Source organism: Streptomyces canus, from assembly GCF_030816965.1.
Taxonomy (GTDB): domain Bacteria; phylum Actinomycetota; class Actinomycetes; order Streptomycetales; family Streptomycetaceae; genus Streptomyces; species Streptomyces canus_E.
Window position 1 is genome coordinate 4,783,215 of sequence record NZ_JAUSYQ010000002.1, and the last position, 11,133, is coordinate 4,794,347.

Genomic DNA, 11,133 nt, shown 5'->3' on the forward strand with positions numbered 1-11,133 from the left:
CTGCCGGATCGATCCAGCTGCCCTCGCCCCACGTCGGCCGCCCGCTTCAGGCTGCGTGATCACGGCCTTCTGCAATACGCTTTAGTACGCTGCCTTCGACGCGCGCCGCCGGGCTCGGGGAACGGCCGCTGCGGACGCCTCGACGAGCTTCTCTTCGTATTCGGAGAACAGCGGCGTGTACGTGTCCGCCGTCAGCACGATGGTGCTGTGCCGTAGCTTCTTCTGCGCGTCGTGGATGTCGCCGCCGCCAGCCTTCACCAGGCCCGCCGCGCAGTGCCGTAGGTCCCGGAGATTGATCGGCGGCAGCCCGGCCCGGTGCATGATCCTGTCGAACTCGCGGCTCACCACGTCTGGGTGGATCCAGGAACCGTCTTCCGCCGTCCAGATCTTCCCGGTGTCGAGCCAGTCGTACGCCTCCTCGCCGCGCTCCCGCTTATCTGCGGCCTGCGCATTCCATGCCTTCCGCTCGGCGCGCTGCTGCTTCCTGCGCTCCTTCAACACCTGGACGGTCTCGCGGTCCACGACCACGGCCGCCATCGACTGGTCCGTCTTGGGGGCAGTCTCGATCAGCTGCGAGCCGTCCAACACGATCTCTTCGAGTACCTCCAGGCGGGGTGGACGGCCGTCGAGGTGCGCGTTGTCCCAGCCTGCGCCGACAGCCTCACCGCGGCGCAGACCGTGGTGTCCGATCACGTGATAGATCGAATACAGGCGATGCCCCTCGGCGGCGTCCAGGAACTCGCCCAGTTGCTCGGGCGTCCACACCATGACCGGGCTCGGGATCTCACCCGTCTCCCGCCACCGCGCCACACGCTCGGGCGTCCACAGGAGACCCGTGGGCCGGGCCGCCGCGTCCAGCTCGACGTGCGTGGCAGCGTTGAAGGTGATCATCTGCTGGGCTATCGCTGCGTTGAGGGCGGTCCGCAGCGTGCGCCGGATCGCCTGCCGTGTCGCCGGGCCGTTGGCCTTCCGGTACGGCTTCATCTCGGCGAGCTTCTCCCTCTCAACCGCCAGGCGCTCGCGCTCCTTCGCGGGTGGCCGGCCGGGCTTACCCCATCTGGCCCATTGTTCCTGCTCGCGTCTCGCCTGGTTCTCCGCGCGGATCACGTCGGACTCGTCGGCGATCTTGGCGAACATGTCGGCCAGGTGCCCGACAGTGAGCCGGTCAAGGCGGAGGTGCCCGATCTTGGGCTTCAGGTGGTAGCGGATGTGCGACTGATACCCGCGGTTCGTCGTCGGCCGCGTCTTCTTGCCCGCCATCCACCTGTCGAGCCAGTCGCTGACGGTGGTCTTCCCGTCGAGCGGCACACCGACGCCGAGCTTCCGGGACACGTCGGACGGATCCGGCAGAGGCTCGCGGCTGCCGCTGAGTTCGTCGAGGAGGTCACCGACGCGGCGGACCGCGTCCTCGTCGTCCCCAGCGAGGTCGAGGATCGCGCGCACCTTGTCCAGATCGCTCTGCGCGTCCTTGACCGTCGGATAGCCGGTGCGGCGGAAGATCCGGCGCGTACCGTCCTCGCCTGGCGGTATCTCCTGCTGCAACTGATAGGTGCCGTGGCTCCGTTTCGCGAGCTGCGGGCACGACTTGCCGAGCCTCCTACGGTTCGCGTCTCGGCAGTTGCAGCGCCGCGTGATGCTGCCAGCTCGCCGCGCTCCGGGCATACGGGACCTCCGCCATCAGCGCGCACTACGCACGCGGTTTCGTGGACGATTCTCGACGGGAAGCTACGCCGCCTGTTGTTTCTTAACAACCCATGCCCTACCGTGCGTAGTAGCGCGCAGTTATGCGCTGCGGACGAGAACCTGCCAGCACGGGAGTTACGCGACATGACCCACGAGGCGAGTACGGAGCAACAGGGCCTCACCGTCGGCAACCTGCTCAGCCTTCCGCCGGTGACCGACGTAGTGACGGCTGGGAAGGCGTTCGGGATGGGCAGTACGAAGGCCTACCAGCTCGCGAAGGCCGGCGAGTTCCCGTGCAAGGTCGTCAGAGTCGGTGGGTCCTACCGCGTCGTCACCGCCGACATGCTCCGCGTGCTCTGCGTCCCAGAGAGCACCGAGGACGCCGCGGCGGCCTGACCGCTGCCCTACAGGCCACTGCCCATCCCCCCATCAGCGGGCCCGGCCTCCCCTCCCCCCTCCGGAGGCCGGGCCCGCTGTCGTGCTCGTCGCGGGGTTAACGGTGGTTGGGCATGTCTGGTGTGACGATTCCGCCGCTTGGGTGTGAGTGCTGGGTGACTCCCCGCAGAACGGTCCAACGTTCGCGTCGAAATGACAGGGGCCTTCCTATGCTTCGCGACATCACTGTGAAGCGCTGCCGCCTTGGGCCGCCTTGGCGTGTGTCGCATGGGTACGGAGGTCCCGTTGCGGAAAAGACGAATCACACCTGCCATCGCGGGCTGGTGGCTTCGGGTCGGAATCACCCTGCTCGGAGTAGTCATTGCGGCCGGGCTGTCGACACCGATGGCTGTGTCATCGCCCACGCCACCAGTTCCCGACCAGACGGGACCGTTTGTCCACGTCTCCAAGAATCGCTCGGACAACGTCTCCAACAATCGCTCGGACAGCGTGTCGAGTGCCAGAACCAGGCTATCGGAACCGACGGCCGTGCCGTCACCCACGCCACCGCCCCCCGTCCAGACGGGAGACGCCTACGTCATCAATTCTTTGTCGGACAACGTGTCGGTGATCGACACCACCACCAATACCGTCATCACCACCATCCCCGTCGGCGATAACCCGTGTGAGGTGGCGGTTACCCCGGACGGCACCCGCGCCTACGTCACCAATATCAACTCAGACAACGTGTCGGTGATCGACACTGCCACCAACACCGTCATCGCCACCATCCCCGTCGGCGATAACCCGTGGGGCGTGGCGGTCAACCCTGCCGGCACCCGCGCCTACGTCACCAACCTCGTCCCGGGCAACGTGTCGGTGATCGACACCGCCACCAACACCGTCATCGCCACCATCCCCGTCGGCGATAACCCGGAGGGCGTGGCGGTCAACCCTGCCGGCACCCGCGCCTACGTCGCCAATGCGGACTCGCACGACGTGTCGGTGATCGACACCGCCACGAACACTGTCATCGCCACCATCCCCGTCGGCGTTGAACCGGTTGGCGTGGCGGTCAACCCTGCCGGCACCCGCGCCTACGTCACCAACCTCAACTCGCACGACGTGTCGGTGATCGACACCGCCACGAACTCCGTCATCGCCACCATCCCCGTCGGCACAAACCCGAGAGGGGTGGCGGTTACCCCGGACGGCACCCGCGCCTACGTCACCAACCAAAACTCGGACAACGTGTCGGTGATCAACACTGCCACCAACACCGTCATCGCCACCATCCCCGTCGGCGATACCCCGCTGGACGTGGCGGTCACCCCGGACGGCACCCGCGCCTACGTCACCAATGCCAACTCGGACAACGTGTCGGTGATCAACACTGCCACCAACACCGTCACCGCGACCATCCCCGTCGGCGATAACCCGTTTGGCGTGGCCATCGCGCCCACCCCCTGACGAGAGCGACGAGGAGGGAGACGTTCACCGCCCTCCACCGGTCCGGAAGGACTCGACCAGCTGTACGCCACGGCCAGACCAGCCGCGCACCTGCCGGTGGTGACCTTCGTCCACAGCCACACAGTGCGAAGGTCACCAAGGCCGCGGCAGCTTGCCAATCGCCGCACGGGGACCTGCAGCTGAAGCCGAGCCGGTGCATCAGCCGGGTGGCACCCGAGACGCTGTAGGAGACGTGGAACTTCCTGCCGATCAGCGTGGCCACCCTCGCCGCGGCCCCACCTGGTCCTCCACCCATCCATGCGCGGCCGGCCCCTGCTTGAGATACCCGGCGAGCTTCTCCAAGCAGCGCAGAGACAAACGGCATCGCGACCCGCTCGGGCCACGGGCGGCCAGAACCTTACGACCGCCCTCCCGCCACAGCTGGTGCCACTGATAGGCCGACTTCAGGCTCACCCTCAGGCGCCTTGCGACCTCCGGCGGCTTGATCTTCTGCTCGAACAGCTCGGCTGCCTGCATCCGTACCGTTCCCCGGCGCTGCCGCCCCGCAGCGGTCAGCCCGCCACCATCCGCATACCTCGCACAGAACGGGATACGGCCACTTCGGACCCTTCAGGGACTTCACAAAGATTCACCCTGACAAGCCGAAGTCAGTAAGTCACCACAGAGTTGGGTCCGTTTCTGGCTCGGGGGCGCCGGGGAGGCCAGGCGGAACCGCCGCGGCGATGAGCTGGTCCCAGGTCTCGTAGTGGCCAGCCATGGCGAGCAGGAGCTGCGCCGTGGCGTAGGCGTCGTACGTCGCCCGGTGTCGGCCCACACGCGGGGCCTGCGACAGGTTCGGCCCTACATGCTTGAGCAGGGCGTCGAGCGTGTATGAGGGCAGGCCCTTGTACGTCGCCTTGGCGAGGCGAAGGGTGTCGATGACCCCGGCTGGCTCCCACGTCGGGAGGTGACGGCTCAGCTCCCGGTAGTCGACATGCGCGTGGTGGGCGCAGATCCAGTCCTTGCCGATGAAGTCGTGGACCTGGTCGGCGAGTTCCGTCCACGCCGGTTTGTCGGCCAGGAACTCGTTCGTCAGGCCGTGGATGCTCGCGGCGCGCGCCGTGACCGGCCGTTCCGGGCAGATCAGCCAGGCGCCGGCAGTGCTGGTGTCCGGCTGGCCGGCGCGGACGGGCAGCGCGGCGATCTCGACGAGATCGGGCGGAGTCGTCCCGTTGCCTTCGACGTCGACGACGAGCACGCGGTGTGGCCAGGACTGGAAGTTCATGGTGTCGGTGTTCCATCTCCCCTTCGGCCGGGCCCGCTGCCATGCGCAGGACCCCGGCCATCCGCTACGGGGGTGCGGACGACCGGGGCCGGTCTTGCGGCTACCAGCGAATGCTCTGCCCCTCTGCGGTGACGTGGACGGTGAACTCCTCAAGCGCCGGCGTACCGGCGGCGTGCCAGCGGCCGAGGTGCTCCTCAACGGCGTCCCAGAGCGCATCCGGGCCGTCCTGGCGAACCATCCAGCGGCCGGCCTCCTCGTAGAGGACGCACCAGGAACCAGACTTGGTATCGATCAGAACGTCTTCCGTACGCGCGTCCTGTTGCAGGGTCAGGCGTTGCGCATGCGGTACGGCGAGCTGCACGACGAAGCGAGAGGTCCAGTTGTTCAGGACGTCCGCGCCCGTGACCGTCTCGCGTTCTTTGCCGACGCTCAGGTCCGGCAGCAGCCCGAGCGGGGGCGGCAGCTGCGGGCGCGCGAGCATGAAGCTGACACCCCCGCCCAGCAGCGGGCCGGACGCCGTGCCGTCCTCGTGCACCGTCAGCCGTGCAAGCTCTGAGGAGCCGAGCCACCCGCCGACTGTGACCAGGATCAGCCCTCCCGGTCTGGTCTGCTCGATCCACTTCGCGGGGACGGTCCGCACGCCACAGGTGGCGATCACGCGGTCATACGGGGCGCCGTCGCCGTGACCGAGGAGACCGTCGCCGGTGACGAGCGTGGGGTACATGCCGATCCGGCCGAGGGCGGTCTGTGCCCGTGCGGCCACCTCCTGGTCGTACTCGATCGAGGTGACGTTCTCCTCGCCGAGCCGTGCACACCCCACCGCCGTTGAGTAGCCGGTGCCGGTGCCGATCTCCAACACCTTGGACCCCGGGTCCACCTGGAGGTCCTCCCACATGCGCAGCACGAGGGAAGGCACTGTGCTGGAGCTGGTCGGCTGCCGCATGATCTCGCCGCGGATGTCCGCCGGCACGATGGTGCCAGCGATCTGCGTCACGAGTGACTCATCCGCGTAGCAGCCTTCAAGCCAACCGTCGCCCTCCTCCACCACGGGGGCCCACGCGGAAGGCACCGAGCCAGGGACGAGGCGGAAGAACCCGCCTCGCAGGAACTCGTGCCTCGGGACGGCCTCGGCGGCGCGCTTCCACGGTTCGGTGCGCAGCGAGCCGCTCGCGGTCATGCTGTCGATGAGCTGCCGATGGAGCTGTTCGTGGTCGCTCACGTCTTCCTCTCCAGTAGGTCGGCCAGGGCTGCGCACATCGGCAGGCCGGTCTCGTGCTCCAGCCAGTGCCATTGACCCGACGGGTTGCACTCCAGGAACCACCATTGCCCGTCGGCGTCCAGCGCGAAGTCGAAAGCACCGAAATGGAGCCCGAAGTGGTCCATGTACTCGTGCAGCGACAGCTCGATGTCCGCGGGCGTGGGCACCGGCCTGTAGCTCAAGCGGCTGTAGTCGGTCCGCCAGTCCAAGAGATCGGAGTCGATACGGACACTGAACGTGCGCGGGCCGATGACGGTCACACGGATGTCGGCTGTCTTGGGCACGCGCTTTTGGAACATGTGGGCGGTGCCGGCAACCCGGTCGTCGATGTCCTCGGCGGTCACCTCGGCGATCTTGACGACGGAGGAGACGTCACCGACCCGATACACGGGGTTCCACAGAGGCTTGTAGATCACCGGGCCGTGTTCTTTGACGAAGGCCCGCGCGGCGTCGGGGTTCGACGTGATGAGCGTGCGTGGAACCTTGAGGCCGGCCTTGACCGCAGTAGCCAGACCAGACGGCTTGAACTCGGCGTCCCCGCTGTAGTGCGGATGGTTCACGTGCAGGCAGTTCGGAAGCGACGCGATCACGCCCCCGAGGCCGTACCGGGCCTGAGTGATGGCGAACCGCGCGTCCTGCTCGTCAAGGTGCGGGAAGGCGAAGCCAGTCGGACGCCGGTAGTACAGCGCACGAACGTCGTGGAGGTCGGCAGTACGCGAGGGGGTAGCCAGGCGCCCCCGGATGCCGTCCTGGGTGATCTCTGCCTCCACCGACAGTGATGCGGGGAAGTCCCCCGAGTCGAACCGCACGACCGGGACGCCCCGGTCGTGCAGCTCGCGAATCACCACGTCGGCGGTGGGGTCGTGCAGGCTGGTGACGACCAACACCGGACGTGAGTCACTCACTGGTCGCTGTCGCTCCCCTGGTCGGTGTCCGTGGTGCCCTGGCCCTGCCCGTCCGGGCTCGTACCCGTCGACGGGGTCGTGCCGGTGCTGGTGCCGTGGCCTGGCATCTCCATGACCTGCCCGGAGGCGTCGAAGAACACGGCGGTCTGGGTGTCCGGGTCCAGCCGGACACCGGCGTACGCGGGTGCCATCGTGGGGTACGGCGCCATGCGGCTGACGCCCCACGGGCGCGGAGTGATGGTCCCCTGCGGGACTGCTGGACTTGTGGGCAGACGATCAGTGTGGACGAACATGCCTCTCCTCTGTGTCGCAGTAGGACCCGCGTGAGCGGGCCATGGTCTTTTCGATCGGCGCCGGGGGTCCCGAGGGGAGCGAGACCCCAGCGCCGCTTCCGCCCGCGCCGAATGCCATTTCTCGTACGGGCGGAGCTTGTTGTCTGCCCGATGGCCAGGGCCCGCAGGGCAGCCGGGCCACCGGGCCACCGTGCAGGGGCTTATGCAGGACGGATTCTCTGGCGGGCAGTGCCTGCAGCTCGACGTAGCCGGGCCCGCTGCCATGCGCAGTGACCCGTTACCGCGCCCAGGACGACGCCAGGAGGAACGCGCGCAGTTCGGCCGCGCATCCCGCCATGGTCACCTTCCACGGCTGCGGATCGTTGTCGGCGATCTCCCGCCACATCCGCATCGAGGTGACAGAGAAAGCGTCCAGTTCGGCCCTGCCCGCTTCGCGCCATGACATGATGCGGCGCACCCACGTGACCGCGTCGCCCGCCGAGTGACCGGCTTCCATCAGGCGCACCGCCAGGACGTGAGGGTCGATGAACCCGGCGCCCTGCGTCGGCCACGCCCAGTCGATGAGGTGGGCGCGGCCATCGCCGATCAGCACGTTGTGCGGGGCCCAGTCGGTATGCAGCAGGGCCGTACCGGCGAACAGGCCGGCGGTGCCCTCGTCGGCGTACGCCGTCCACCGCTGCTCGGCCCGCTTCAGCTCGGGCACGTCCGGCGCGGTGACCTCCTGGAGCTCCCGAAGTGCGGTGAGGACGAGGACCAGGTCGCCGCTGTCGGTGTAGTCCGCATGACGGCCGTCGATGACCTCGTACCCGAGCAGGACCCAGCCGCCCGCCTCGAGGTGCCACAAAAGCCGCGGACAGGCGGCAGGCAGGTACGGAGCGACAGCGACCTCTCGGGCCTGCGAGACGGCTTGCGGGTGCTCGCGCGGGATGCCCTTGACGAACACGGGTCCGCCTTCGCCGTCGAGGACAGCGGCGACGCCGGAATTGATCCCGCCCCCGGTGGTGCGGGCGCCCTTGATGCGGCCGGTCTGGATCTCGACCGCCTGTCGGGCAGCCTGCGGCAGGTCGTCGTAGTGAATGCGGTCCATGGCCACGGTGACTCTGGTTCCTCGTCTGTCGCGTCCGGTGGAGGCGCTGCCCCGGCCGTCAGAGTACGGCCGGGGCAGCAGAAGGTCAGGCCGGTTGGCCTAGTAAGGCTGGTCGTCGCTCGCGTTGCAGCTGCAACCCGCCGTCTCGACAACCTCGCCGTCCACGTCGGCGATGACGCGGAACTCGTTGTCTGCGATCGCCGGCGGGGTGACCGGGATGGGGAGCGTGCTGGCCGTCGCCTCGGGCGGGCGGCGTCCGATGGTGACCATCACCGGCTCGGGCCGGGTCAGGGTGGGTGCGGTCATGATCCGTAACCTCCGTGTTGGCAATAGAGTGAGCGGTCGTCCCCCGCCTCCTGATGGAGCTTGGCCATCGGTCGGCACGTGCGGCACGTGTCGGCCTTCGTGCAGCCAGAACAGCCACCGGTGCGGAGCTGTAGGGACTCGGCGATGCCGCCGAGCCGGGCGAGGGCGTCGACGCCCTCGACCATGAGATTCACGCTCGGGTCGCGGCCGATCTTGCAGATAGACGCGATGCCGTGCGGATTGACGTGGAAGAACGTGTGACCGGCGTTGCAGCCCGTGAAGACTCGCCGCGGCGTCAGGTACTTCTCGGCCTGCTGCGCGAGGGGTGCCGCTTCGCCGTGGATCGTCGGCGACATGTTGCTGAAGACCTGGTATGGGAATCCCCACCGCTCGTCGACCAGGCGGACCATGGCGTCGGTCTCGTGGGCGTTCTCCGCCGCGACGATGATGTTGATCCGCACCGGCAGTCCGGCGTCCCGGCATTTGTCGAGCCCGCACGTGACTCGCTCGTACATGCCGCGGTTGCGGGTGACCGCCTCGTACGTGCCCGACGTCGCTCCGTACAGACTCACCGTCAGCCGGTACGGCCGAAGCCGCGTGAACAGCTCCTGTATCGGCTTCTTGTGGAGCTGGCTGCCGTTCGTCGAGACCTGGATCATCAGGCCGAGGCCGTATGCGTACTCGTACGCGGCGGCGAACTGCGGATCGATCAGCGCCTCACCGCCGGTGATCTGGAACCACAGCACCCCGGCCTCGGCGAGCATGTCGAGCATCCGCGTCTTGTCCGCCCACCCCAGGCCCTCGAACCGCTTCTCGCCGAGGTAGCAGAATCCACAGTCGGCATCACAGCCGAGGTTGATCTCCCACGATGCCCGGCCGAACCCGAACCGGGACCGCTCCCGGACGAGGACGGCCCTCCCGATGGTCGAGGCGAGCAGCCGCGTGTTCCAGGCGGCTTCCGTCGCCTGGTCGAGCCAGGGCGGGGCGGGCTGGTCCTCCGCGACGGCGGTCCGCAGTTCTTCGTACCGGTTCTCGGGGATCTGAACACCGGCCGCGTGACCAGGCTGCAGGATGAGGTACTGGCCCAGGAAAGGGCTCACGAGCAGGGAATGCACGAACACCTCCGAGAGGGTTGGTTGTCTGGTCGTGCTGCCATGACGTCGCGGCCGGAACGGAAAGAGTTGTGCCCGTGTCCGGGGTCGGACCGGACGTCAGCCGACGCGGCCGTTTGTTTTCGCGACTCGGCTGCATCTCACGGGCCCCCTGCCGGACACTCGCTGTCCCCTCGGTTGAGGATCGCCCAACCCTGAGAGGACACCGGCAGGGGAAGTACCTGCCCGCCTACCGCGCCGCTCGGAAGATGCCGCGGGTGGGCGGGGCTTGAACGAGCCGTCTCCTGGCGCTCCGGCCGCTGTCCGGTCGAAGAGCGAGGATTCTGCCCCTGCCGCCGAGGGGGAGTTGCACCCGGCGGCAGGGAGTCTCAGCGGATGCCGCGTTGCCGCTCCACGTCCGTGACGTGTCTGCGGTGCCAGCTCGGCTGCGGTGATCGAAACCGGTCATCATTCACGACGACCGCCCCTTCATTGAGTTCTCAGCGCCGAAAAGCGGGCCTGCCAGGCGGCGACGTCATCGCTCGTCTCCTTTTGGGTGGGGACGAGATCCGGGCGATGCCACACCTGGTTGAAGACGTCGAGGCCGTAGGAGTTGACGATCTGGGACACGGTGTCGCAGGCCCGTCGGAACTGCTCTAGGGCCGCACGGCGATGTGGAGAGGCAGCAAGTTTCCGGTAGCGCCTGGAGGCATGCGGGCTGGCCTCAACGGTCGACACCGGCGCACCCAGGATCTTGGTGGTGATCTGCTGGTCGGCCCAGTACGCGTGCCCTTCCAGCAGGAAGGCGTAATCCCGGTCCGCGATGCCCCGCTGGGCCGGATAGAAAGTGTCCTGTGCTGCCCAGATGGCGCCGTCGCTGGCCGCGTACTGTGCCAGATGCGTCATCTCGTGGCCCAGAGCCTTGTACAGGAACGCCGTGTCATCGAGGCGGCCGCCGTGCCGTAACGCCTTGGGCAGCAGGACCAGTTCGGGGCGGCCGGGCTCGAACAGCACGGCCTGGCCGCCTATCGTCGGCCAGAACCGCTTGCGGAAGCGCTGCCTGCCAGCGCTCTGAATCCCGGCTTGGCGCAGAGCCTTGAGCGGAACATCAAGCTCCACGGTCTCCGAGTGCAGCTGCCGCTTTGCGCTGCGTCGGTGTTCCCGCTTCCAGTCGCGCACCGTCATGGTGCGGATGACCACGGGATCGGGCAGGGGAAGTCCGGTGACTGCCTCCACCAGCGGCAGGGTCTCGACCGCGAGGGTGTCAAGACGCGCCGCGAGCGGGTCGAATCGAGGTCCGGCTTCATTGCGGACATCAACAGAAGGCATGCGTTGCTTTCAGGTTGAGTGGGTCGTTGTCTGGCCCCTTGTCGCCCAGACCGGGGAGTAGCGATCCAGGGC

General features: G+C 67.9%; 11 protein-coding genes and 1 pseudogene. 2 read left to right on the forward strand and 10 right to left on the reverse strand.

Features of this window, described 5'->3' with window-relative positions:
* Positions 1-81 precede the first annotated feature (81 nt).
* The gene (locus QF027_RS22895; protein WP_307076663.1) at positions 82-1,662 is read right to left on the reverse strand and encodes a site-specific integrase; all 1,581 of its coding nucleotides are present in this window, start codon (positions 1,660-1,662) and stop codon (positions 82-84) included.
* A 165-nt stretch (positions 1,663-1,827) separates the two neighbouring features.
* On the opposite strand from QF027_RS22895, the gene QF027_RS22900 reads away from it, so the two are divergent.
* Entirely contained in the window at positions 1,828-2,079 is a 252-nt protein-coding gene (locus QF027_RS22900; protein ID WP_307076666.1) for a DNA-binding protein, read from the forward strand.
* A 384-nt stretch (positions 2,080-2,463) separates the two neighbouring features.
* Positions 2,464-3,528, forward strand: a complete 1,065-nt coding sequence (locus QF027_RS22905; RefSeq protein WP_307082469.1) for a YVTN family beta-propeller repeat protein — start codon at positions 2,464-2,466, stop codon at positions 3,526-3,528.
* Here the strand turns inward: QF027_RS22905 and QF027_RS22910 are convergent.
* The 9 genes and pseudogenes from QF027_RS22910 to QF027_RS22955 form a co-directional block, all read right to left on the reverse strand.
* Positions 3,468-4,119 (reverse strand): annotated as a pseudogene (locus QF027_RS22910) (helix-turn-helix domain-containing protein); the annotation flags it as partial. The gene QF027_RS22905 and the pseudogene QF027_RS22910 sit on opposite strands and share 61 nt — an antisense overlap.
* Before the next feature lie 64 nt (positions 4,120-4,183).
* Positions 4,184-4,792, reverse strand: coding sequence for a 3'-5' exonuclease (locus QF027_RS22920; protein ID WP_307076670.1), 609 nt, complete (start codon positions 4,790-4,792; stop codon positions 4,184-4,186).
* Positions 4,793-4,892: 100 nt separating this feature from the next.
* Positions 4,893-6,011, reverse strand: coding sequence for an ATP-grasp peptide maturase system methyltransferase (gene tgmC, locus QF027_RS22925; protein WP_307076672.1), 1,119 nt, complete (start codon positions 6,009-6,011; stop codon positions 4,893-4,895).
* Positions 6,008-6,955 (reverse strand): ATP-grasp ribosomal peptide maturase, encoded by a 948-nt coding sequence (tgmB, locus tag QF027_RS22930; RefSeq protein WP_307076674.1) that lies wholly within the window; start codon positions 6,953-6,955, stop codon positions 6,008-6,010. The genes tgmC and tgmB overlap by 4 nt, the downstream gene beginning before the upstream one ends.
* Positions 6,952-7,512 carry a putative ATP-grasp-modified RiPP gene (gene tgmA, locus QF027_RS49650; protein ID WP_373432427.1) on the reverse strand — a complete coding sequence of 187 codons (561 nt, stop codon included), beginning with the start codon at positions 7,510-7,512 and terminating at the stop codon, positions 6,952-6,954. Before tgmA ends, tgmB begins: the two co-directional genes overlap by 4 nt.
* A gap of 13 nt (positions 7,513-7,525) precedes the next feature.
* Positions 7,526-8,335, reverse strand: a complete 810-nt coding sequence (locus QF027_RS22940) for an aminoglycoside phosphotransferase (protein ID WP_307076678.1) — start codon at positions 8,333-8,335, stop codon at positions 7,526-7,528.
* A gap of 99 nt (positions 8,336-8,434) precedes the next feature.
* A complete protein-coding gene (locus QF027_RS22945; protein ID WP_307076680.1) occupies positions 8,435-8,641 on the reverse strand; it encodes a hypothetical protein in 207 nt (68 codons plus the stop codon).
* A complete protein-coding gene (locus QF027_RS22950; RefSeq protein WP_307076682.1) occupies positions 8,638-9,762 on the reverse strand; it encodes a radical SAM protein in 1,125 nt (374 codons plus the stop codon). The genes QF027_RS22945 and QF027_RS22950 overlap by 4 nt, the downstream gene beginning before the upstream one ends.
* A gap of 459 nt (positions 9,763-10,221) precedes the next feature.
* On the reverse strand, positions 10,222-11,061 hold the full coding sequence (locus QF027_RS22955; RefSeq protein WP_307076684.1) for a hypothetical protein: 840 nt from the start codon (positions 11,059-11,061) through the stop codon (positions 10,222-10,224).
* Positions 11,062-11,133: the final 72 nt, after the last annotated feature.

What these genes read in the sequence shown, in the direction of transcription:
- QF027_RS22900 (WP_307076666.1), top strand. Translation starts at nt 1,828, where the DNA reads ATGACCCACGAGGCGAGTACGGAGCAACAGGGCCTCACCGTCGGCAAC.
- QF027_RS22920 (WP_307076670.1), bottom strand. Translation starts at nt 4,792, where the DNA reads ATGAACTTCCAGTCCTGGCCACACCGCGTGCTCGTCGTCGACGTCGAA.
- QF027_RS22895 (WP_307076663.1), bottom strand. Translation starts at nt 1,662, where the DNA reads ATGCCCGGAGCGCGGCGAGCTGGCAGCATCACGCGGCGCTGCAACTGC.
- QF027_RS22905 (WP_307082469.1), top strand. Translation starts at nt 2,464, where the DNA reads ATGGCTGTGTCATCGCCCACGCCACCAGTTCCCGACCAGACGGGACCG.
- tgmA (WP_373432427.1), bottom strand. Translation starts at nt 7,512, where the DNA reads ATGGCAGCGGGCCCGGCTACGTCGAGCTGCAGGCACTGCCCGCCAGAG.
- QF027_RS22945 (WP_307076680.1), bottom strand. Translation starts at nt 8,641, where the DNA reads ATGACCGCACCCACCCTGACCCGGCCCGAGCCGGTGATGGTCACCATC.
- QF027_RS22955 (WP_307076684.1), bottom strand. Translation starts at nt 11,061, where the DNA reads ATGCCTTCTGTTGATGTCCGCAATGAAGCCGGACCTCGATTCGACCCG.
- QF027_RS22940 (WP_307076678.1), bottom strand. Translation starts at nt 8,335, where the DNA reads ATGGACCGCATTCACTACGACGACCTGCCGCAGGCTGCCCGACAGGCG.